23 protein-coding genes are annotated in these 22253 nt (G+C 70.3%); 14 read left to right on the top strand and 9 right to left on the bottom strand.

The window, feature by feature from the left end; genetic code table 11:
• Nucleotides 1-103 precede the first annotated feature (103 nt).
• Genes gltX through K7957_RS02420 form a run of 3 tightly spaced genes read left to right on the top strand, consistent with a single transcriptional unit; the run spans nt 104 to nt 3048 of the window.
• Nucleotides 104-1543 (top strand): glutamate--tRNA ligase, encoded by a 1440-nt coding sequence (gltX, locus tag K7957_RS02430; RefSeq protein ID WP_223010389.1) that lies wholly within the window; start codon nt 104-106, stop codon nt 1541-1543.
• Nucleotides 1544-1556: 13 nt separating this feature from the next.
• Complete coding sequence (gene gltA, locus K7957_RS02425; RefSeq protein ID WP_223010388.1) at nt 1557-2840, top strand: citrate synthase; 1284 nt, start codon at nt 1557-1559, stop codon at nt 2838-2840.
• Between the two features lie 4 nt (nt 2841-2844).
• The gene (locus tag K7957_RS02420) at nt 2845-3048 is read left to right on the top strand and encodes a hypothetical protein (protein WP_223011150.1); all 204 of its coding nucleotides are present in this window, start codon (nt 2845-2847) and stop codon (nt 3046-3048) included.
• Between the two features lie 291 nt (nt 3049-3339).
• Here the strand turns inward: K7957_RS02420 and flgH are convergent, their stop codons facing one another.
• The 4 genes from flgH to K7957_RS02400 all read right to left on the bottom strand — a co-directional run bounded on the left by flgH (nt 3340) and on the right by K7957_RS02400 (nt 6156).
• Nucleotides 3340-4107: a flagellar basal body L-ring protein FlgH gene (gene flgH / locus K7957_RS02415; protein WP_223010387.1), complete on the bottom strand. Its 768-nt coding sequence runs from the start codon at nt 4105-4107 to the stop codon at nt 3340-3342.
• Nucleotides 4108-4123: 16 nt separating this feature from the next.
• Nucleotides 4124-4522, bottom strand: a complete 399-nt coding sequence (flgA, locus tag K7957_RS02410) for a flagellar basal body P-ring formation chaperone FlgA (protein WP_223010386.1) — start codon at nt 4520-4522, stop codon at nt 4124-4126.
• Between the two features lie 65 nt (nt 4523-4587).
• Nucleotides 4588-5373, bottom strand: a complete 786-nt coding sequence (flgG, locus tag K7957_RS02405; protein WP_223010385.1) for a flagellar basal-body rod protein FlgG — start codon at nt 5371-5373, stop codon at nt 4588-4590.
• A gap of 36 nt (nt 5374-5409) precedes the next feature.
• Complete coding sequence (locus K7957_RS02400; RefSeq protein ID WP_223010384.1) at nt 5410-6156, bottom strand: flagellar hook-basal body complex protein; 747 nt, start codon at nt 6154-6156, stop codon at nt 5410-5412.
• 189 nt (nt 6157-6345) lie between these two features.
• Here K7957_RS02400 and K7957_RS02395 point away from each other — a divergent pair, with 189 nt between their 5' ends.
• The 4 genes from K7957_RS02395 to K7957_RS02380 all read left to right on the top strand — a co-directional run bounded on the left by K7957_RS02395 (nt 6346) and on the right by K7957_RS02380 (nt 9630).
• The gene (locus K7957_RS02395) at nt 6346-6864 is read left to right on the top strand and encodes a flagellar basal body-associated FliL family protein (protein WP_343228276.1); all 519 of its coding nucleotides are present in this window, start codon (nt 6346-6348) and stop codon (nt 6862-6864) included.
• A gap of 170 nt (nt 6865-7034) precedes the next feature.
• Nucleotides 7035-8141, top strand: a complete 1107-nt coding sequence (gene fliM, locus K7957_RS02390) for a flagellar motor switch protein FliM (RefSeq protein WP_343228275.1) — start codon at nt 7035-7037, stop codon at nt 8139-8141.
• The gene (locus K7957_RS02385; protein ID WP_223010382.1) at nt 8138-8782 is read left to right on the top strand and encodes a DUF6468 domain-containing protein; all 645 of its coding nucleotides are present in this window, start codon (nt 8138-8140) and stop codon (nt 8780-8782) included. The genes fliM and K7957_RS02385 overlap by 4 nt, the downstream gene beginning before the upstream one ends.
• Nucleotides 8779-9630: a MotE family protein gene (locus tag K7957_RS02380; RefSeq protein ID WP_223010381.1), complete on the top strand. Its 852-nt coding sequence runs from the start codon at nt 8779-8781 to the stop codon at nt 9628-9630. The genes K7957_RS02385 and K7957_RS02380 overlap by 4 nt, the downstream gene beginning before the upstream one ends.
• Nucleotides 9631-10126: 496 nt before the next feature.
• On the opposite strand, the gene K7957_RS02375 is transcribed toward K7957_RS02380, so the two are convergent.
• Nucleotides 10127-10525: a hypothetical protein gene (locus K7957_RS02375; RefSeq protein WP_223010380.1), complete on the bottom strand. Its 399-nt coding sequence runs from the start codon at nt 10523-10525 to the stop codon at nt 10127-10129.
• A gap of 83 nt (nt 10526-10608) precedes the next feature.
• Between K7957_RS02375 and K7957_RS02370 the strand changes: the two genes are divergently transcribed.
• Nucleotides 10609-10857, top strand: coding sequence for a hypothetical protein (locus K7957_RS02370; RefSeq protein ID WP_223010379.1), 249 nt, complete (start codon nt 10609-10611; stop codon nt 10855-10857).
• Nucleotides 10854-12611, top strand: coding sequence for a hypothetical protein (locus K7957_RS02365; protein WP_223010378.1), 1758 nt, complete (start codon nt 10854-10856; stop codon nt 12609-12611). Before K7957_RS02370 ends, K7957_RS02365 begins: the two co-directional genes overlap by 4 nt.
• A 204-nt stretch (nt 12612-12815) precedes the next feature.
• Here K7957_RS02365 and K7957_RS02360 read toward each other — a convergent pair whose 3' ends face one another.
• Complete coding sequence (locus K7957_RS02360; protein WP_223010377.1) at nt 12816-13730, bottom strand: ROK family protein; 915 nt, start codon at nt 13728-13730, stop codon at nt 12816-12818.
• Nucleotides 13731-14174: a MarR family winged helix-turn-helix transcriptional regulator gene (locus K7957_RS02355; protein ID WP_223010376.1), complete on the bottom strand. Its 444-nt coding sequence runs from the start codon at nt 14172-14174 to the stop codon at nt 13731-13733.
• A gap of 135 nt (nt 14175-14309) precedes the next feature.
• Here K7957_RS02355 and K7957_RS02350 point away from each other — a divergent pair, with 135 nt between their 5' ends.
• Nucleotides 14310-15218, top strand: a complete 909-nt coding sequence (locus K7957_RS02350) for an alpha/beta fold hydrolase (RefSeq protein WP_223010375.1) — start codon at nt 14310-14312, stop codon at nt 15216-15218.
• A gap of 48 nt (nt 15219-15266) precedes the next feature.
• Entirely contained in the window at nt 15267-16445 is a 1179-nt protein-coding gene (locus K7957_RS02345) for a winged helix-turn-helix domain-containing protein (RefSeq protein WP_223010374.1), read from the top strand.
• Between the two features lie 202 nt (nt 16446-16647).
• On the opposite strand, the gene glmS is transcribed toward K7957_RS02345, so the two are convergent.
• Both glmS and glmU read right to left on the bottom strand, forming a co-directional pair.
• Nucleotides 16648-18471, bottom strand: coding sequence for a glutamine--fructose-6-phosphate transaminase (isomerizing) (gene glmS / locus K7957_RS02340; RefSeq protein WP_223010373.1), 1824 nt, complete (start codon nt 18469-18471; stop codon nt 16648-16650).
• 1 nt (nt 18472) lies between these two features.
• Nucleotides 18473-19840 (bottom strand): bifunctional UDP-N-acetylglucosamine diphosphorylase/glucosamine-1-phosphate N-acetyltransferase GlmU, encoded by a 1368-nt coding sequence (gene glmU / locus K7957_RS02335; RefSeq protein WP_223011084.1) that lies wholly within the window; start codon nt 19838-19840, stop codon nt 18473-18475.
• A gap of 61 nt (nt 19841-19901) precedes the next feature.
• Between glmU and K7957_RS02330 the strand changes: the two genes are divergently transcribed.
• From K7957_RS02330 to K7957_RS02325, 3 genes are read left to right on the top strand one after another with little or no spacing between them, the layout of a single operon-like run.
• Entirely contained in the window at nt 19902-20570 is a 669-nt protein-coding gene (locus K7957_RS02330) for an HAD-IA family hydrolase (RefSeq protein ID WP_223010372.1), read from the top strand.
• Entirely contained in the window at nt 20567-20977 is a 411-nt protein-coding gene (locus tag K7957_RS20250; protein ID WP_246616617.1) for a VanZ family protein, read from the top strand. The genes K7957_RS02330 and K7957_RS20250 overlap by 4 nt, the downstream gene beginning before the upstream one ends.
• Nucleotides 20974-22173, top strand: a complete 1200-nt coding sequence (locus K7957_RS02325) for a sensor histidine kinase (RefSeq protein ID WP_343228274.1) — start codon at nt 20974-20976, stop codon at nt 22171-22173. Before K7957_RS20250 ends, K7957_RS02325 begins: the two co-directional genes overlap by 4 nt.
• Nucleotides 22174-22253: the final 80 nt, after the last annotated feature.

Below are 22253 nucleotides of genomic sequence, written 5' to 3'. Positions count from 1 at the left end.
GCGTTGCGCGCGCGGGACGCGATTTGATGCGGGACAGAGGCTTTGCTAGGGGCGAGCGCGGCCGACCGAGCCATCCGATCATCCAGCCTGGGAGCACGCGCGCTTGAGCGCAACCGAGATCAACGAGCGCGCCGTCGTCACGCGCTTCGCCCCGTCACCGACCGGGTTCCTTCACCTGGGCGGCGCGCGCACCGCGCTGTTCAACCTCCTCTACGCGCGCCACCACGGCGGCACCTTCCGGCTGCGGATCGAGGACACCGATCGCGCCCGCTCGACCCAGCCCGCGATCGACGCCATCCTGAACGGCATGCGCTGGCTCGGGCTCGATTGGGACGGCGAGGAAGTCTATCAGTTCGCCCGCGCCGACCGCCACGCCGCGGTCGCCCATCGGATGATCGAGGCCGGTCACGCCTACCGCTGTTACCTCACCAGCGAGGAGCTCGACTCGATGCGCGCCGCCGCGCAGGCGGCGAAGCAGCCGCTGCGGATCCGCTCGCCGTGGCGTGACCGCACCGACTGGCCCGCTGACCAGAGCTACGTCGTCCGCCTGCGCGCGCCGACCGAGGGCGCGACGACGATCCACGACCGAGTTCAGGGGGAGGTGACGGTGCAGAACGCCGAGCTCGACGACCTCGTCCTGCTCCGGTCGGACGGCACGCCGACCTATATGCTCGCGGTCGTGGTCGACGACCACGACATGGGGGTCACGCACGTGATCCGTGGCGACGACCATCTCAACAACGCCTTTCGCCAGCTGCCGATCTACCGCGCGATGGACGCGATCGCCAAGGAAGCCGGCGGGGAGGGATGGCCCGATCCGGTCTACGCGCACATCCCGCTGATCCACGGCAGCGACGGCGCCAAGCTTTCCAAGCGCCACGGCGCGGTGGGCATCGAGGCCTATCGCGACGAGATGGGCATCCTGCCCGAGGCGCTCGACAATTACCTGCTGCGGCTCGGCTGGGGGCACGGCGACGACGAGATCATCGCGCGCGAGGACGCGATCCGCTGGTTCGACCTCGACGCCGTGGGCAAGTCGCCGAGCCGGTTCGATCTCAAGAAGCTCGAGCATCTCAACGGTCATTATATCCGCGCCAGCGACGATTCGCGGCTCGCAGAGCTAGTGGCGGAGAAGCTCGACTTCGACCGTGACGACACGCGTCGCATCTCGCTCGCCGCGGCGATGCCCGCGCTCAAGCCGCGCGCGGCCAACCTCAACGAGCTCGCCGAGGGTACCGCGTTTCTGTTCGCAACGCGTCCGCTGGCGATCGACGCCGATGCCGCGCCGCTGCTCGCCGGCGAGGCGCCCGCGCTGCTGGAACGCCTGCACGCCGCGCTTGACGCAGTGCACAACTGGGATACGGAGACCACCGAAGCCGCGGTGCGGCAGGTGGCCGAGGCCGCCGGAGTCAAGCTGGGGCAGGTCGCCCAGCCGCTCCGCGCCGCGCTCACCGGGCGCAAGACCTCGCCCGGCATCTTCGACGTACTCGTCCTTCTAGGGCGCGACGAGAGCCTGGCTCGGATCGCGGACCACAAAGCCTGACAGGAGATCATCCATGACCGAAGCAGCCCAGTTCGCCCTGTCGGGCAAGGAGCTCGAATATCCGGTGCTGTCGGGCTCGGTCGGCCCCGACGTGGTGGATATCCGCAAGCTGTACGCGCAGACCGGCGCCTTCACCTATGATCCCGGCTTCACCTCGACCGCCTCGTGCCAGTCCAAGCTGACCTATATCGACGGCGACGAGGGCGTGTTGCTCCACCGCGGCTATCCGATCGGCGAGCTGGCCGAGCAGTCGACCTTCATGGAGGTCTGCTACCTGCTGCTCAACGGAGAGCTCCCGGACCAGGGCGAGCTCGACCATTTCAGCCACACCATCACGCGCCACACCATGGTGCACGAGCAGCTGGCGCAGTTCTTCCGCGGCTTCCGTCGCGACGCACACCCGATGGCGATCATGTGCGGCGTCGTCGGCGCGCTGAGCGCCTTCTACCACGACTCGACCGACATCCACGATCCGCAGCAGCGCATGATCGCGTCGCATCGGCTGATCGCCAAGATGCCGACGATCGCCGCGATGGCGTACAAGTACAGCGTCGGCCAGCCCTTCCTCTACCCCGACAACTCGCTGAGCTACACGGGCAACTTCCTGCGCATGACGTTCGGCGTGCCGGCCGAGCCCTATGAGGTGAACCCGGCGGTCGAGCGCGCGATGGACCGGATCTTCATCCTCCACGCCGATCACGAGCAGAATGCCTCGACCTCGACGGTGCGGCTCGCCGGCTCGTCGGGCGCCAACCCCTTCGCCTGCATCGCGGCGGGCATCGCCTGCCTGTGGGGTCCGGCGCACGGCGGCGCCAATGAGGCGGCGCTCAACATGCTGCACGAGATCGGCACGCCCGAGCGCATCCCCGAGTTCATCGCGCGCGCCAAGGACAAGAACGACCCGTTCCGGCTGATGGGCTTCGGCCACCGCGTCTACAAGAACTACGACCCGCGCGCGACCGTGATGCAGAAGACCGTGCGCGAGGTGTTCGAGGCGCTCAACGTGCAGGACCCGCTGTTCGAGACCGCGCTGCGGCTCGAGGAGCTGGCGCTCAGCGACGACTATTTCGTCGAGAAGAAGCTGTTCCCCAACGTCGACTTCTACTCGGGCGTGATCCTCTCGGCGATCGGCTTTCCGACCAGCATGTTCACCGTGCTGTTCGCGCTGGCGCGCACCGTCGGCTGGGTGGCGCAGTGGAACGAGATGATCACCGACCCCGACCAGAAGATCGGCCGCCCGCGTCAGCTCTACACCGGGCCGACGCAGCGCAGCTACGTGCCCCTGGCGCAGCGCTGAGCCGATGCGCCTCCGGCCGGTCCTGATCGTGCTCGGCGCCCTGATGGCGCTGATGGGTGTGCTCTGGATCGGCCAGGGGCTGGGCTACATCCATTGGCCGCGGTCGAGCTTCATGCTCGACCAGCGCGTGTGGGCCGATTACGGCAGCGCGCTCGCGGTCGCCGGGCTGCTGCTGATCCTGCTGGCGCGGCGACTGCGCCGACCCTGACGCGAGATCCGGCACTACCCACCTCGGGTCACTGCTCCCAGCGCAGGTCGCTCCATGGCTGACAGGATAGATATCGGGGCGCCTGGGCTCGAGCGACGTGTCGGCCCAGATCCTCCCGAGGTCGCGCGGGCGGCGCTGGTCGCGCATGTAGCGCGTGAACGCCTTGGCCAGCGCCAGCTCGACGCCCGCGACGCTTTTATCGTCGCCGCGCTGGCGCGTATCGGCGAGGTGGGCGCGACGCTCACGCGCGCCATACGCGTATCCGGCCGGTCGAGCGCGCGCCTGATCGCCCTAGAAGGGCGAGATCGCCTCGATCACTTGCTGGCCCCAGCGCGGCTGCTGCACGTCGGTGATCTGGCCGCGACCGCCGTAGCTGATCCGGGCGTCCGCGATCTGGCTGCTGAGCACGCTATTGTCGCGCGCGATATCCTGCGGGCGGACGATCCCGCTGACGAGCAGCTGGCGCAGCTCGAAGTTGACCCGCACCTCCTGATGGCCGCGGATCACCAGATTGCCGTTGGGGAGCAATCCCACCACCGTGGCCGCGACCACGGTGTTGATCTGCTCGCTCCGCGACGTATTCCCCGTCCCGGTACTGCCCGAGGCATTCTTCGTGTCGATCAGCGAGGCCGGGTTGGCGCCCGACGGCAGGACTTTCTTGAGCGTACTCTCCAGCCCAAGGAAGTTGGGCAGGCCGACGCTGTCGTTGCCGCTCCGCGCGCGGCTCGACTTATTGTCGAGCGTCGCACTGTCGGCGATGCTGATCCGGACGGTGAGGATATCGCCGACCTGCGAGGCACGCTGGTCGTGGAAGAAGGCGCCGGCGCCGGTGCGGAACAGGGAGGCGCTGCCGTCCGGTTCCGTCATCGTCGCCGGGTCCCGACCATATCGCGCCCGGTCGCCGAGCGAGGGCGTGACCGTCGGCGCGACCGGGGTCTCCGACGGTTCGATCTTCGGCGGCTTGCCGATCGCCTTGAGCCGCCCGACCGAGCCGCAGCCGCCGAGCAGCGGCACGATGGCGGCGAGTAGCAGGACGCCGCGGCAGGGCTGCAGTCTCATCACATTGTTCCTTCTATCAACCGGCGACCGCGACGCGACCTGGCGCCTCGGCACGTCCCGAGAGCGTGCGCTTGGTCGAGTCGCAGAGGACACGGACCGGCTCGCCTCGCGCGGCGGCGTTGAGCGCCTGGCCCTGTGTGCTGATCGTCAGCGCACCGCTGCGCAGCACGACCGTCACCGGCTCACCGCGCTGAATCACCAGGGGCACGCGCACGTCGCCCTCGCGCACCACTGCGCCGGCGGGGAGCCGGCGCGCCGCAGCGCGGCCGACGATGTTCGCCGCCGCCAGCGCGCCCCGCATCGGCGGCGAGTCCCCCGCTCCCCACGGACGCAGATCGTCGGCGCCGATCACCGCTCCGGCGGCGACCGGCTGGACCAGCACCACCGGCGCGGCCGGCGCGACCGACTGCGCCACCGAGGGCGCGCTCGTTAGCGGTAAGAGGACGACGACGAGGCCAGTGACGCGGACTCGCATCACCGTCACCGCAGCTGAGTCGTGGTCGCGAGCATCTCGTCCGCGGTCTTCACGATCCGGCTGTTCATCTCATAGGCGCGCTGCGCGCTGATCAGCGCGGTGATCTCGGCGACCGGGTTGACGTTCGACGCCTCGAGATAGCCCTGTTTGAGCGACCCGAAACCCGGCTGACCCGGGTTGGCGACGGACGGCTGCCCCGATGCCTCGGTCTCCTGGAACAGGTTGGAGCCGAGCGCCTCGAGCCCCGCCTCGTTGACGAAGGTGGCGAGATCGAGCTGACCGACGTCCTGCAGCTGCACCTGGTCGGCGAGCTTGACCTGGACGAGGCCGGTCGGGCTGATCGAGACATCGGTGGCGCCGTTGGGGATGGTGATGTCGGGCTGGACGCGATAGCCGTCGGTCGTCACCACCTCGCCCTGGTCGGAGAGCTTGAACGCGCCCGATCGCGTATAGGCGACCTCGCCGTTGGGCAGCGCGATGCGGAAATAGCCCTGGCCCAGGATCGCCACGTCGAACTTGCTCTTGCTCTCGGTGGTCGCGCCCTGCTCGAGCACGCGATAGACGCCTGCCGCGCGCACGCCGCTGCCGAGCTGGATGCCGGCGGGGACGCGCGTGCCGTCGGCGCTGGTCGCCGCGCCGGGCCGGCTCACCTGCTCGTACAACAGGTCCTCGAATTCGGGCCGCTGCCGCTTGAACGCGGTGGTGTTCATGTTGGCGATATTGTTCGCGATGACATCGACGTTGGTCTGCTGTGCCAGCATGCCGCTGGCAGCGATCGACAGGGAGCGCATCATATTATCCTGTTACAAGGGTGGCTGGTCGGTAGGTCAGTCGGGCTTGGCAAGTCGCGAGATCGCCAGTTTGCGCAGCGAGTCGATGTTGGCGGCCGCCTCGCTGGTGCGCTGATACGCGCGCAGCACCTCGATCATGTTGGTCGTCTCGATGATCGGCTGCACGTTCGAGCCTTCGACGCCGCCGCTGCGCAGCCGCGTCTCCGTCGCGGCGAGCAGCCGCCCACCGGCACCGGTGAGCAGGCCGTCGCCGCGTTCATTGACTCGCATCTCGTCGAACTGGGTCACCGCTAGCCGTGCGATCGGCCCGGAACTGGCGGAGACGGTGCCGTCCTCGGCGATGGCGAGGCTGCCCTGCTCCTCCGCGGGCACCGCGATATGTCGGCCGTTCTCGTCGAGCAGCGGCGCGCCCGCAGGTGTGCCCAGCTCACCGTTGGTGAGCAAGGTGATGAAACCCGCCCGCGTGTAGGCCGTCGTTCCCGTCGCGTCCTCGACCGAGAGATAGCCCGGTCCGTCGATCATCACGTCGAGCGGGTTGCCGGTCGGCTGGAAGGCACCTGCGCGGCTATCGTGCACCTGCCCGAAATCGAGCACGAACGACAATCGCCTCGCATCCTCGATCGGGGCGCGGCGGACGCGCTCGACGTGCTCGCGGAACACCTCCTGCTCGCGCTTGAAGCCCACCGTGCTGCTGTTCGCCATATTGTTGGCGGTGACGTCGAGTTGACGCCGCAGCGCGGCCTGGTGGCTCAGCAGTACATAGGTGGATACGTCGGATCCCATCCGTCTCTCTCGCCCGTCAGTCCATGTCCGGACCCCGTCCCGCGGCCGCCGCGGCTGGTGTCGCTGCGAACATCGCACCAAAAACCAGCGCGTCGCGGCAACCGCCCGAGGCTCGCCCCTATAATAGGACCAACCGCGCCGGTTGGTGGCGCACCTCTCGAAATTGCGCGGCCAAGCAAGAGGTATGACGTGGCAGAACGAGCCGACGTGTTGAGATTCGACCGGTCCCGCGGCACGGCGGCGCCGGCGACGGAGCCGCGCGACGAGCGACGGCGCGTGCTACTAGCCGCGATCGTCGCGTTGGCGGCTCTGCTGGTCATCGGAGGCGGGCTCGCGCTCGCCGGCGTGTGGCCGTTCAATGGCACCGACGACGCGGCCGATCATCCGACCGGCCAGGCGGCGAGCGCGCGCTACGTCGACGTGCCGCCGATGGTGGTGACGTTGCGCAGCGCCGATGGCCGGCAGCATTTCCTCAAGCTGCACTTCGTCATCGTCGCCGCCGACGCGTCCCAAGTGGGCCGGATCACCGCCGGAATGCCGCTGATCCTGGACACGCTACAATCATTCCTACGCGAACTCCGGCCGGAGGATCTCAGTGGCTCGGCCGCGGTGTTCCGAGTGAAGGAGGAGATCCTGGTTCGGCTGCACGAGGCGCTCGGCCGCGACGGAGTGAGCGAGGTGCTGATCCAGGACCTGATCGAGCAATGACGCGCACGACCGACGGCCGCGACGACCGCCCCACCCCCACGCGCGCAGAGCAACCCGTCCCGGAGCGTTCCGCCGCATCGTCGCCCCGACCAGGCAGCGCGCCCGCGGCCCTCCGCCCAACGCCGACGGACAAGCCCGCGCCCGCGGCGAAGGGGCCGGCGGCGCGGGGCGTGACGCCACCGCCGGCGCCCGGCACGACGGCGCAAGGCCCCTCCCCGGCGGGCGCGAGAGCGACCGACCCCGCGCCGCCGCCTGCTCCGCCTCAGCCCGTCGATGCCGTTGCAGCGCTCGCCGCGGACACGTCCCGCGGCGACGACGCGTCGGACACGTTCGACCAGGCGAGTATCGACGCCCTGTTCGGCATCGAAAGCGCGCCGCGACCGACCCGGCGTACCGGACTGCGGGCACTGATCGAGGCGGACGTCGCCAATCACGAGCGGCTGCCGATGCTGGAAGTGGTCTGCGAGCGCATGGTGCGCACGCTCGGCACCAGCATGCGCAATCTGACGGCGGACTCACTCGACGTGCACGCCGAGCGCGTCAACACGATGCGCTTCGCGGAGTTCATGAACCACCTGCCGCTGCCCGCGATGATCGGCGTCTTCCTCGCTAAACAATGGGGGAATTACGGGCTGATGACGGTCGATTCCTCGCTCGTCTACGCCGTCGTGGATTCCCTGCTCGGCGGGCGGCGCGCACCCAGCGCGATGCGCATCGACGGGCGCGCCTTCACCGCGATCGAGACGCATCTCGTCGGGCGGATGATGCAGCAGACGCTCGACGATTTCGCCCAGTCGTTCGAGGCGATCGAGCCGGTCGACTTCGCGCTCGAACGAGTCGAGGTCACGCCTCGCTTCGCCGCGATCGCGGCGCCGACCAACCTCACCGCGGTCGCGAGCTTCCGGATCGACATGGAGGGTCGCGGCGGTCGCTTCCACCTCGTTCTCCCGCACGCCACGATCGAGCCGGTGCGCGACAAGCTGATCGAGCGCTTCGTCGGCGAGAAGATGGGGCGCAACACGATGTGGGAGAGCCACATCGCCGAAGAGCTGCTCCACACCGAGATCCAGGTCGACGCGGTGCTGGGCGAGCGCGAGCTGCGGATCGAGGAGTATCTCGCGCTCACAGAAGGCAAAACGATCACGCTCGATCGCGCTCCCGGCGACGCCGTCGCGATCGAATGTAGGGGCGTCCCGCTGGCGACCGGTACGATCGGCACGCATAGCGCGCTCGCCGCGATCCGGCTCAACACCGAGATCGGTCAGGTGGCGTCGTGATCGACCTCTCCTTCATCACGAACGTGATCACCTCGCTGTTCTGCGCCGCGGTGCTGGTGCAGACCGTACGGCTCTCGCGCGCGGTGCACAAATTGCGCCACGCCGGGCTGATCGAGGTCGTCGCCTCGCTCGAGTCCGCCACCGACACGTCGCAGCGGGCGCTCGGTGAGCTCACCCAGGTATTGCAAACGGGGGGCCCATCGCTCGACGCCGCGGTGCGCGGCGCGCGCGACCTGCGCGCGCAGCTCGTCACCTTGCGCGACGAGCTGTCGCTGATGATCGATATCGGAAACGGCGTCGCCGAGCGGATCCTTGCAGCGGCGAACGACGCGCGTGGCTCGGCCGGCGACGCCCGTGGGATGGTGGCCAATGACGCGGCGGCACCGAAGCCTGAGAGCGCTTGCGTGCCGGCAGGCAGGCACCGCCGTGACCACCCAGGCTCGCCGGGTACGGCCGCCCGCGCGCTGCCCGGCGAACCAGCGCGAGCCGAAACTCTCCCCGGTTCGAAAGGCGGCGAGGTGGAAGCGGTCACCAGCGGCACCGGCGTGCCGGCTGCCGTCGTCTCCAGCGACGACGTACGGGAGGCGCCATTCTCCGCGGACATGCCGCTCAGCGCCGCTGCCAAGGATCCTCAGTCGTGACCCAAAAGACAATTCCCATCTCGGCGGGCGCGGGTAGCGCCGCTTCAAACACCCTTGCCCCTTCTGGCGCGGCTCCGACGTCTCCGCGCGGCTGGACCAAGCGGCTGATACGCCCCTCGCTCCTGACGCTCACCGCCGGCGCGGCCGCGGCATCGACGATCGCGCACGCTCTGGCGGGCACGGCGGCACCCGAGACGGTGAGCGACAATCGCTTCGGCAACGCGATCGCGCAGAGCATCAGCGAGCGTGATCAGGCGATCGCGCGACGCACCCGCGCGGCGGAGCTCCGCGAGCAGAGCGCGCTCGCGCTGGAGCAGCGCGTTCAGGCGCAGCTGGGCGCGCACCGCGGCGGTGTCGCGCGTGACGACCAGGCCGGCGGCTACAGCGACACGCCCCAGCCGATCGAGGATCTCGCGCGTGTCTATCAGACGATGAAGCCCATCCGTGCCGCCCCCGTCTTCGCCGCGCTCGATATCGACCTGCAGGCTCAGGTCGCGCGACGGATGCGCGGGCGCTCGTTGGCGCTGATGATGGGAGCGATGACGCCCGCTGCCGCGCTTCGGCTCAGTACCGCGCTCGCCGGGCGCGCCGCGCCCGAGATGCCGGTGGCGCAACAGCGCGTCGCGAGCGCGGCCGGTCTCGTGCTCCCCTCCGCCGGCTCGCGTCCTCCGTCACCGCGGCCGGTGCCCGCCACGCCGTCGCCGGCCGCGCGAGCGGAAGCGGCGCGACCTGGATCGGGCACGCCGCGCGTGAACGTGCCCCGTATCGCGGCGCCGCTCGTCGCGCCCGGTGACACCCTCACCCCGTCTGGCAGGTCAACTGGCCCGGTGTCACGACCCGCCAGCTAGTGTAGCATCCCCTGTGCTTGTTCCAGCCAGACAGCGCGGTGGAACCTCGTCGCTGCCAAGCATCGCCTGATCAAGAGTCGCGTGATCAAGGGTCGCGTGACGGGGCCGCACAGTTGAGCGATCGGCAGACGTCGTCACGTGGACCGATCGATCGTTGGGCAAGCCGCGACCGACACTTTGCCATGTGCCGCTCTGGCCGCGCATGCGACGGTGCCGACACAGGAACCAGCGGACGGGACCAGCGGCACATGGCAGGAAGAGAGCCTGACTCGTCGCGGTGAAAACGCGACGGGCGCGAGCTGGACAAGCGGGAGCCGCTCGGCCCTCACTCTACAGTGATCGTGTCTGTCGCGATTCTCAGCCGCGGCGTCGTGATGTCGCTCGTCGCCACTCGCCGGAAGTCGCCGTCGCCCCCGCCTCGATTTGCCGACCTCATATACCCGGCGAATCTGAACCACCGGCAGATCCGACCAACCGCGGTCGGCGGATCGCTCGGTCAGATCGGTTCGCTGGTTACTTCCAGGATCAAGACCTGACGCGCATCGGTCATACCGGCGCGCTGGAGCGCGCGATTGACCACTCCGCTCATTCGCTCGACATTGATCGGCACCAGCGGGGCGCACTCGGCACGGTCGAAGTCGACCAGTGCGATGAGCAGCGCCGACCGTGCCTCGGGCCGCTGCAGGTAGAGCCGCAACGCAGCGTCGCTATTGGCCGCCTGAAGAGCCAGCCGAACCCGCACTCGCCCCGCGATCGTGCCGCCCTCGAACAGCGGCAGCTCGATGGGATCGACGTATACGATCGGACGATCGGTGATGTAACCGCGGATCTCGGCGCCCCGATCGGCCGCGACCAACAGGAGCGGCAGCAAAGCTTGCAGCAGCGAGCGTCTCACGCGATCCTCCGAAAGCGGGGCGGCGCGACCACGCACCGCCTATCCGCTCCTATGATAGGACGACCAACTCGATGGATGCGTCAATGACCGGTCGAAACCTTCCACCACGTTACCGGGTCATCACCCGCGACAGTGAGGCCGCATCGCCGCCGGTCGGGCCAAGCGATCGGCGGTGGGACGATGGAGCGTACGACGGCGAGCCGCTACCGGACGCACGCGACATCATCGAGGATCGCCCGTCCTGGCCGCTCATCGGCTTGTTTCTCGCCGCTACCGCGGCCGGCGGCACGGCTGTGGCGCTGCTCGGCCTGATCCCGGACGTGCTGTCGTGAGGGCGCGTCTCGGCGCCGCGCTCGCACTGGCGCTCGCCGCTGGCGGTGCGACCGCACAGACCGGTGGCGCGACTTTCGCCCCGACGCTCGCGCGGCTGCCGTCACCCAGCGGCAAGGCCGCCTGGCCCATCGTCGCCGACGCGGAGTCCTGGCACGCGCTGAGCGTGTCCGCCAGCGAGCGGCAGCCGGCGCGCTGGGCGTTCGCGCGCAGCCTGATCGGGCAAAACCGCGGCGCCGAGGCGGTCGGCGTGCTCGACACGATGCGCCAGGACGAACCCGATCTGCTGCTGCTCGACTCCTTTCGTCTGGCCTATGGCGCCGCGCTGACGCTGACGCATCACGACGTCGAAGCGCTGGTCGCTCTCGCGCCGCGGGCGGGCGGGACAGGTAGCCCCAGCACCGAGCGCTGCGCATGGCGTCTTCGCGCGCTGGCGGAGCTGCGCCAATATGAGGCGGCGCGGTCGCTGATCGGCTGCGCGACCCCGGCGCTGATGGAACGTCCGGTCGCGGCGAGGTCTCCGTTCACGCTCGCGATCGCGACGATCGCGCTCGAGACGGGGCGGCCCGAGGCCGCGGCCGCGGTGCTCGCGGGCATGCCACCCGACCATGCGGGCGCCACGCTGCTGCGCGCGCGCGCTCAGGCGCAGCTCGGCCAATATGCCCCGGCGAAGACGCTGTTCGGTAAGGTCGAGCGTGAGGGCTCTGCGGTCGATCGCGCCGCGGCGCGGCTGGGCCTGATCGAGGTCGGCCTGGCCGGCGGCGAACTCGCCCCCGACGCGGCGATCAGACAGCTCAACACGCTCACCTTCTCCTGGCGCGGCGACACGGTGGAGGAGCGCGCGCGCGCGCTCACCTTCCGGCTCGCGGCGGAGCGCGGTGACCACGCCGGCGCCTTGGCCGCGGGCGCGGCGCTGCTCCGCTATTTCGACGTGACCCGCCGACCGACCGCTTTCCGCGACGCGGTGCAGCATGAGCTCGAGGCGCTGATCGATCCCGGCGCCACCATGCCGCTGCCGCGCAGCGCGACCCTGCTATGGGACTATCGCGACATCGTCCCGTCGGGCGCGAGCGGCAACCAGCTGATCGAGCGCTTCGCACAGCGGCTGATCCAGGCGGGCCTCTACCAGCAGGCCGCCGACCTGCTCGCCTATCAGCTGCGCTACCGCACCAGCGACATCGCGCAGGGGCCCTTGTCCGCGCGCGTGGCGACGCTGCAGATCCTCGCCGGCAAGGCCGGTGAAGCGGTGACGCTGCTGCGGACCACCGCGCGCGGCGACTACACGCCCGCGATGATCTCGGAGCGTCAGCGTATCCAGGCGATCGCGCTGGCGCAGCTCGGGCGGGTCGACCAGGCCGTGGCGATCCTGGCCGAGGTGCCGAACAACGCGGCGCTGCGCAGCGAGATCCTGTGGAAGCAACGGCGCTGGGCGGATCTCGTCGCCGCCGACGAGTCGCTGCTGCCGCGCACGACGGGGCCGCTCAGCGAGGTGGAGCAGACCATCGTGCTGCGGCACGCCATCGCGCTGGCGATGCTAAGTCGGATGAGCGACCTGGATACGCTGCACCAGCGCTACGCCGCTGGTTTCGAGGCCAAGCCGAGCGGCCAGGTCTTTCGCCTACTCAGCGGACCGCTCGGCGGGGGCAGCGGGCCACGGTTGGAGGAGGCGCTCGCGGCGCTGCCGAGCGTCAGCCCCATCGACGCGCTCGCACCGCTGCTGGACGCGTCGGTGGCAACGGAGGCGCCGACGACCTGACGGTCACTCTCGCGGCGCCGACCGTGAATCTGGGTCAGTGCCGGCGCAGCGGAGATACGTGGCGAGCGGACGAGACGCCCGGTCTCGGCCTTCGCGCCGCGCTGCTGGCGCCTGCGTCCGCGCGCAGGCGGGCGAGCGCGACCTGTCGACAGGCGAGCACGCTCAGCCGGGGCGCTCGCTCGTCACCGATTTAGCCCCGCGCGGCTACCCCGCCCGCGCGGCGCCGAGCCGGTCCTCCACCGCCAGCGCGCCGAGCAGCACCGCGCCGAGCGGGCCAGCATTGCCGCCGAGCGCCGCCGGGACGATGAACGTGTCCATGTCCGTCACCTCGGGCAGCGCGATATAGCCGTTCAGATTCGCCGCGGTCGCCGCGCGAAGCCGTGGGAGAAGCCAGGGGTTGCCCACCATCACTCCACCGCCCAGCACGATGCGGCGCGGTACGCCGGTGAGCGTCAGCGTCGCGAGCAGCGTCGACAGCGCACCCACCACCGTGTCCCAGGCGGGATGGTCGGCGCCGAGCTCCTCGCCCTTGACACCCGTGCGCGCCGCGATCGCCGGACCGGCGGCGAGCCCCTCGACGCACGCGCCGTGATAGGGGCAAGCGCCGATCCAATCGTCTCCGGCGACGCGCGGCGGCCGGATATGGCCGAACTCGGAATGAGTCAGGCCGTCGACCGGGCGGCCGTGCGCGATCATGCCGGCACCCACGCCGGTGCCGACGGTGACATAAGCGAGGTCGGGCAGCCCCTGACCCGCGCCCCAGCGTGCCTCGGCCAGCGCGGCGCCGACCACGTCGCTGTGGAAGCCGACGGGCACGTCGTAGCGCGCGCCCAAGCGACGGGCGACGTCGGTGTTGGCCCAGTGCGGCTTGGGGGTCGAGGTGATCCTGCCATAATCGCCTGAGTGCGGGTCGATCGAGACCGGACCGAAACTCGCTACCCCGATCGCCGCGAAGCCGCGCCACTGGTCGAGCGCCGCCTCGAGCGCCGGCAGCGTCTCCTCCGGGCGCGTGGTCGGCACGCGTATCTCCTCCAGGATCGCGTCCGGCCCGCGCGAGAGCACCGCGATGCACTTCGTCCCGCCGAGTTCAACGCCCGCGATCAGCGGCAATTGCGCCATTCAACTTTCCTCCTGCACCGCGGCGTCGACCCGCCGCAGCATGTCCGTGAACTGCTCGAGCTCGGCCGGGGTGAAGCGGCCGAAGATGCGTCGCTCCAGCGCCTTCGCCTCGGGCGCGACCTGAGCGTAGAGCGCCTCGCCGGCCGCGCTCAGTCGCAGGTGGTGCGAGCGCCGGTCGGTGTCGTTGGGACTGCGCTCGAGCAGCCCGCGACCGGTCAGCGCGATCGCGGCGCGGCTCACGGTCACCTTGTCCATCCGGCTGCGCTCGCCCAGCTCCACCTGCGTGATCGGAGCGTGCTCCGCGATCAGCGTGACGAGCCGCCACTCCGGGATCGATAGCCCGAACAGCGCGTCATAGGCGCGCGCGATGCGGTCGCTCACCCGGTTGGAGGTGACGGACAATAGGTAGGGCAGGAAGCGATCGAGATGGAGGCGGTCGGCCATGAACATGCTGCGCTAACACGGGACGGCGTCGAGCGGAACCGGAATGGAAATGTTGCATTCACGTGACGATGGTATGACCGCCATAAGTAGGATGATGGGCGGCGCCTCGGGAGGTGCGTGACGACGGAGTGAGCGATGACGCTGGTGCGGGCGAATGGGATCGAGATCGACGTGGAGGAGAGCGGGCCGCCTGACGGGCCGGCGGTCCTGCTGATCATGGGTCTGGGCGCACAGCTGGTGCGCTGGCCGCCCGCGATGGTCGAGGCGCTCGCCGCGCTGGGCTATCGCGTGATCCGCTTCGACAACCGCGACGTCGGCCTCTCCACCAAGTTCGATCATGCCGGCGTACCGAGCATCGTCTGGACGGTGATGCAGAAGCAGTTCGGCCGCGTGCCGCCCGTTCCCTACACGCTCACCGACATGGCGGCCGACGCGATCGGCGTGCTCGACTCGCTCGGCGTCGAGCGAGCGCATCTCGTCGGCGCCTCGATGGGCGGGATGATCGCGCAGCTGGTCGCGGCGGGCTGGCCCGAGCGCGCTGCCTCGCTCACCTCGATCATGTCGACCACGGGCCATCCGGGTTGCTCGCGGCCGTCGATGCGCGCCACCGCGCTGCTGCTGCGCCACCCGCGCAGCGACGACGTCGAGGCGATCGTCGCGCATGGGACGCTGGCGGGACGCGCGGTAAGCGGTCGCTTCCCGATGGAGGACGCGCTGATGGCGGAGCGGATCCGTGCCGAGACGCTGCGCAACCGCTGCCCGACCGGCTTCCTGCGCCAGATGGCCGCGATCGTCGCGGACGGCGATCGGACGGATCGGCTGCGGGCGATCGAGGCGCCGACCTTGGTGATCCACGGCAGCGACGATCCGCTGGTCCCGCCCGCTGGCGGGCGCGAGACCGCGCGCGCGATCCCGGGCGCGCGGCTGCTCGAGATCGAGGGCATGGGGCATACGCTGCCGCCCGAGCTGATCGATCCGATCGTCGCCGCCATCCACGACCATGTGCGTACCGGCGCCACGCCGCGGGTCGCTCGCGCCGCCTGAAGCGCGAGGCCGTTGACGGCACCGCCCCGTGCGCGTCAAGGCACGAACATGTCGCTGAACTTTTCGCTGATCGAGGCGCGCCGGATCGCGCTCGCGGCGCAGGGTTTCGGCCGGCGGCTGCCCGACCGTCCCGGCGCGGCGCAGCTGCGCGGCACCGCCGAGCGGCTCGGCCTCTTCCAGATCGACAGCGTCAACGTGCTGACGCGCGCGCATTATCTTCCTGCCTTCGCACGGCTCGGCGGCTATGATCGCGCGTTGCTGGAGCGCGACGCCTGGGGGCCGCCGCGCCACCGGCGCCTGTTCGAGTATTGGGCGCACGAGGCGTCGCTGCTGCCGCTCGAGCTCCATCCGCTGCTGCGCTGGCGGATGGCGCGCGCCGAGCGCGGCGAGGCCGGCTATGTGCGGCTGCGCCGCTTCGCCGGCGAGGATCGCGCCCAAGCGATGGCGGTGCTCGAACGCATCGCCGGCGAGGGACCGCTCACGGCAGCGGACTTCGAGAATGGCGCGAGCCGGAGCGGCTGGTGGCAGTGGAGCGACACCAAACACGCGCTCGAATGGCTGTTCTGGTCGGGACGGATCACCACCGCGACCCGTCGCGGCAGCTTCGCGCGCGTCTATGATCTGCCCGAGCGTGTGCTTCCCGCCGCTCTGCTGGCGCTGCCGACCCCCTCCGCGGAGGGCGCGCAGGCGGGGCTGATCGAGCGCGCCGCGCGCGCGCTGGGTGTCGCCACCGTGGCCGACCTGCGCGACTATTATCGGCTTCGCCCGGAGGAAGGCGACCATGCCATCGCCACCTTGGCCGAGGCGGGCGTCCTGCTGCCGGCGCGGGTCGAGGGTTGGTCGCAACGCGCGTGGCTTCACCGCGACGTCGCACCGCCGCGGCGGGTGCGACGCGCGGCGCTGCTCGCGCCGTTCGACCCGCTGGTGTGGGAGCGCGCGCGCACCGAGCGGCTGTTCGGCTTTCGCTATCGGATCGAGATCTACGTGCCGCAGGAGCGCCGACAGCACGGCTATTACGTCCTGCCCTTCCTGCTCGACGAGGCACTGGTGGCGCGGGTCGACCTCAAGGCCGAGCGCGCCGCGGGCGTGCTGGTGGCGAAACGCGTGACGCTCGAGCCGGGCGCGCCCGTCGACACGATGCCGCGGCTGCTCGTCGAACTGGAGCGGATGACGGCGTGGCTCGGGCTGGAGCGCGTCGTGGTAGGCGAGGTGGTGAGCGGCGACTGAGCCGGTGGGGTGGACAGCCCCCGCCCTCACCCCGGCCGTCATCCTGAGCTCGTCTCAGGATCCACCGTGCCGCGGACCCAGGTGCGGCAGCCCCGGCGAGGCCGTGGATCCTGAGACAAGCTCAGGATCACGCCGGTGGTGAGGGCAGGACGAGGTGGCGAGACATCACCGTTTCTGCACATGCCGACACTCAGCGACCGCCTCACTCCACCGTGACGCTCTTGGCCAGGTTGCGCGGCTGGTCGACGTCGGTCCCTTTCGCCACCGCGACGTGATAGGCGAGCAGCTGCACCGGCACCGCATAGACCAGGGGCGCGATCAGCGGGTGAACCTTGGGCATGGTAATCGTCGCGACGCAGCCCTCGCCCGCCGCCTCGACGCCGTCATAGTCGCTGATCAGCAGCACCTTGCCGCCGCGCGCCTGGACCTCCTGCATGTTGCTGACGGTCTTGTCGAACAGCGGTCCGGTCGGCGCGATCACCACCACCGGGACATGCTCGTCGATCAGCGCGATCGGGCCGTGCTTCATCTCGCCCGCGGCATAGCCCTCGGCGTGGATGTAGCTGATCTCTTTCAGCTTCAACGCGCCCTCGAGCGCGAGCGGATAGTCGGTGCCGCGCCCGAGATAGAGCACGTCGCGTGCGCCCGCGACCGTGCCCGCGATCGCCTCGATCGACTCGTCATAGGCGAGCGCGCCGTTGATCGCGGCGGGCGCCTCGGCGAGTTGGCGGACGATGTTGCGCTCCTCCGCCTCGGTCAGCCGGCCCTTGGCCTTGGCGAGGTTGGCGGCGAGCGCGGCGAGCACCGCGAGCTGGCAGGTGAAGGCCTTGGTCGAGGCGACGCCGATCTCGGGGCCGGCATGCGTCGGCAGCAGCAGGTCGGCCTCGCGCGCCATGGTGCTGGTTGGCACATTGACGACCACCGCGATCACCTGCTTCTCGGCGCGCGCGTGGCGCAGCGCGGCGAGCGTGTCAGCGGTCTCGCCCGACTGGCTGATGAAGAGCGCGAGACCGCCCTCCTCCATCACCGGCGCGCGATAGCGGAACTCGCTCGCGACATCGAGGTCGACCGGCACGCGCGCGAACTGCTCGAACCAATATTTGGCGACCATCCCGGCGTAGAAGCTCGTGCCGCACGCCACGATCGTCACCCGGCGGATGCCGGAGAGATCGAAGTCGGGGATCGGCAGCGTGATCCGCCCCTCGAAACGCTGCAGATAGCTGCGCAGCGTCTGCGCGACCACGATCGGCTGCTCGTAGATCTCCTTCTGCATGAAGTGGCGGTGGTTGCCCTTGTCGATCAGCGCGCCGGTCACGCCCGAGATCGTCACGGGCCGCTCGACCGGCTTGTTCTCCCGGTCGTACACCTGCGCGCCGTCGCGCGTGCAGACGACCCAGTCGCCCTCGTCGAGATAGGCGATCCGCTGGGTCAGCGGCGCGAGCGCGAGCGCGTCCGAGCCGAGATAGGTCTCGCCGTCGCCGTGGCCGACCACCAGCGGCGAGCCGAGCCGCGCGCCGATCAGCAGCTCGGGATGGCTGCGGAACAGGATCGCCAGTGCGAACGCGCCGTGGAGCCGCGGCAGCACCTCGCGCACCGCGTCCTCGGGCGCGGCACCAGCCTCGACCTTCTCGCTGATCAGGTGCGCGACCACCTCGGTGTCGGTCTCGCTGGTGAAGACGCGGCCGCGCGCGATCAGCTCGTCGCGCAGCGCCTTGAAGTTCTCGATGATACCGTTGTGCACCACCGCCACCTCGGCGGTGGCGTGCGGGTGCGCGTTGTTGGTGGTCGGGCCGCCGTGCGTGGCCCAGCGCGTGTGCGCGATGCCGGTATGGCCGGGCAGCGGATCGGCGGCGAGTTCGCGCTGCAGGTTGATCAGCTTGCCCGAGGCGCGACGCCGCGCGATCGCGCCGTCGACGACCGTGGCGATGCCCGCCGAGTCATAGCCGCGATACTCGAGCCGCTTGAGCCCGTCGAGCAGGCGATCGGCCACGTCGTCGTGGCCGAGGATACCGACGATACCGCACATCTTATTGGCCGCCCTTCTTCGCCTTCATCGACGCGCGGAAGCGCGCCGCCCAACCCGCGCGCTCTTCCTGCCGACCTCGCGCCAAGGCAAGTGAATCCTCCGTAACATCCCGGACAATAACGGAACCTGCCGCGACGATGGCGCCGTCGCCGATCGTCACGGGGGCGACCAGCGCCGAGTTGGAGCCGACGAACGCCCCTGCCCCGATCACCGTCCGGTTCTTGAGATAGCCATTGTAGTTGCAGGTGATCGTCCCGGCGCCGATGTTGGCCTTGGCGCCGACCTCGGCGTCGCCGATATAGCTGAGGTGGTTGGCCTTGGCGCCGGCGTGCAGCACCGCGTTCTTCACTTCGACGAAATTGCCGACCTTGGCGCCGGGTTCGAGCACGGCGCCCGGCCGCAGCCGCGCGTACGGGCCGACCTCGACCCCGCCCGCGACCTGAGCCCCCTCGATATGGCTGAAGGCGTGGATCACCGCGCCGTTGGCGACCGTCACGCCGGGGCCGAAGACGACGTTCTGCGCGATCGTGACGTCGCGGCCGATCACCGTGTCGTGCGAGAACCACACCGTCTCGGGTGCGAGCAGGGTCGCGCCCTCCGCCATCGCGCGCGCGCGGCGCGCCTGCTGCCACGTCGCCTCCACCGCGGCGAGCTCGGCGCGGCTGTTGACCCCCGCGACCTCGTCCGCCCCCGCCTCGATCACCGCGGCCCGCCCCGACAGTTCGACCACGTCGGTGAGATAATATTCGCCCGCCGCATTGGCGTTGCCGAGCCGTCCCAGCAGCGCGAACAGCCGCTCACCGCGCACCGCCATCAGCCCGGTGTTGCACAGGTCGACCGCGCGCTCGGCGGCGCTGGCGTCCTTATATTCGACGATCCTATCGAGCCGGTCGCCGTCGGCGGCGACGATCAGCCGGCCGTAGGCGCCGGGGTCGGCGGGGCGGAAGCCGAGCACCACCACCTCGGGCGAGTCGGCGGCGTGGAGCCGGTCGAGCATCGCCCGCATCGTCTCCGCGCTGACCAGCGGCACGTCGCCGTAGAGGAGCAGCACGTCGCCCGCGAAGCCCGCCAGCGCCGCCTCCGCCTGCATCACCGCATGCCCAGTGCCGAGCTGCTCGGCCTGGTGCGCGGTCGCGGCGCCGAGCGGTGCCACCGCTGCCTCGACCTGCTCGCGCCCCGCGCCGACCACGACGACGGTGCGCTCGGGCGCGAGCATCGCGGCGCTGGCGAGCAGGTGGAGCAGCATCGGCCGTCCCGCGATGGGATGCAGCACCTTGTGCAGATCGGACTTCATCCGCGTGCCCTTGCCCGCGGCAAGGACGACGATCGCGACGGGGGCGACGGGGGCGACGGGCGGCTGGCTCGACATCACCGTGCCCTGCCACCCTTTGCTTGCCAATTCCAGTACGAGGCGGCAACGCGGCGCGCGCATGACCTCCTTCCCTTTCCCGATCGTCGGCTTCGACCTCGACGGCACCCTGCTCGACACCTCGGGCGACCTCGCCGCGGCGACCAACCACGCGCTCGCCTCGGTGGGGCGGCCGACGCTCAGCGTGGAGCAGGTCAAGCCGATGATCGGTGGCGGGGCGCGTCACATGCTCGCGCAGGGCATGGCGGCGACCGGCGGCTGCTCGGAGGAGGAGCTGGCGGTGCTGCACCGGCGGCTGCTCGACTATTATGAGGCGCATCTCACCGTTCATACTCAGCCCTACCCGCGCGTGATCGAGACGCTCGACGCTCTCGCGGCGCGCGACGTGCGGCTCGCGGTGGTGACCAACAAGCTCGAGCATCTCGCGCGCCAGGTGCTCGACCAGCTCGACCTGACCGATCGCTTCGTCACGATCATCGGCGGCGACACGATGGGGCCGGGCAACGGCAAGCCCTCGCGGCGACCGATTGACGCGATGGTGGAGCGCTGCGGCGGCGGGCGCGCGGCGTTCGTCGGCGATTCGATCTACGACATCCAGGCCGCGCACGCCGCCGGACTGCCCGCGGTGGCATGTCGCTTCGGCTTCCTGATGCAGCCCATCGAGGAGCTCGGCGCCGAGGCGATCATCGACGGCTTCGACGACCTCATCCCCACGCTGGAGCAGCTATGACCGAGACCACCTCCCTGGCACAGGTGCGCCCGCTCTTCCTGCTCGCGCTGATCGCTGCGACGATCGGTGCGGTCACGCTCGCGCTGATCCCGCATCCGCCGCAGGTCGCCGATGTCAGCGACAAATGGCAGCATATGTTCGCCTTCGGCACGCTCACGATCCTCTCGGTGCTGACCTTCCCGGCGACCTCGCTGCTCCGGATCGGCGAGCGCCTCTCCTTCCTCGGCGCGCTGATCGAGGTGTTCCAGTCGATCCCCTCGCTTCACCGCGACTGCGACGTCATGGACTGGCTCGCCGACACGCTGATCATCGTCGCGGTGCTGACGGTGATCGTGGTCGCTCGCCGTCTCGGCGCGCGCGCGCCCGCTGCCCAGCCGCGACGAACTGCGCTACACCGGCGCGCGTGATCGACGAGATCCCGCTCCGAACCTGGCTGGCGGTCGCGATCGCGGTCGCGACCGCCGCGGTCGTGCTCGTGCTCGCGGACGACTATCAGACCGCGCTCGCCGCGCTGGCGGGCTGCGCCGCGCTGGTGGTCATCATCGCCACCATCCCCGAGGAGCTGCCGGCCGACGTCGTGCCCGAGCCGACCCGCGCCGAGGTCCCCTATGAGGCCGCGCTCGAGGCGATCGCCGAGCCGGTGCTGGTGCTGCGCGGCGGGCGCGTGGTGGTGGCCAACGCCGCCGCGCGCGCGCTGCTCGGCCAGCATATCCTGGGCGAAGACGCGCGAGTCGCGATCCGTCATCCCGGCGCGGCCGAGCACCTCGCCGAAGGGGCGGAGCATCCCGTCGACCTGGTCGGCATCGGCACGCTCGATCAGCGCTGGCAGATGCGCACCGCCGCCCTTGGGCCCGAGCTGCGGCTGGTCCATCTCGTCGACCAGACCGGGCAATATGCCGCCGAGCGGATGCGCGTCGACTTCGTCGCCAATGCCAGCCACGAGCTGCGCACCCCGCTCGCCTCGATCCTCGGCTATGTCGAGACGCTCGCCGACGCCGCGGGCGAGGATCCCGGGCTGCGCCAGCGCTTCCTCGGCATCGTCTTCGACGAGGCGCGGCGAATGGAGCGGCTGGTCGAGGACCTCATGAGCCTATCGCGGATCGAGGCGGAGAAGTTCCGCCTGCCGCGCGCCGAGGTCGACCTCGCCGAACTGGTGCAGGACGCGTGCGACACGCTCTACACCACGCACGGCAACCGCGGCGACGACATCCGGCTGGAGCTGGCCGAGGACGTGCCGCGCGTCATCGGCGACCAGGCGCAGCTGTCGCAGCTGGTCCACAATCTGGTCGGCAACGCGATGAAATACGGCCGCGCCGGCACGCCGGTGGAGGTGACGCTGAGCGGCATCGACCGCAATGTCTGCCTCGTCGTGGCGGATCAGGGGGAGGGCATCGCGCCCGAGCACCTGCCGCGCCTGACCGAGCGCTTCTACCGCGTCGACCCCGGCCGCAGCCGCTCGCTCGGCGGCACCGGGCTCGGTCTCGCGATCGTCAAGCATGTCGTCGAGCGCCACCGCGGGCGGCTCGACATCGCCAGCCAGGTCGGGATCGGCACCCGCGTGGCGGTGACGCTCCCTGCCGCGGCACCGTCGCCGCTCAACTGAGGGCGACACCGGCGCCGCTGTCATCAAGACGTAACTGTCGTGTCACATTGGCGGCGTCACCGGGGTCGCCGTGTCGGCCG

It is taken from the genome of Sphingomonas yunnanensis (assembly GCF_019898765.1).
Taxonomy (GTDB): domain Bacteria; phylum Pseudomonadota; class Alphaproteobacteria; order Sphingomonadales; family Sphingomonadaceae; genus Sphingomonas; species Sphingomonas yunnanensis.
The sequence above is the reverse complement of the archived record's forward strand: the minus strand, read 5'-3'. Positions and strand labels throughout refer to the sequence as shown.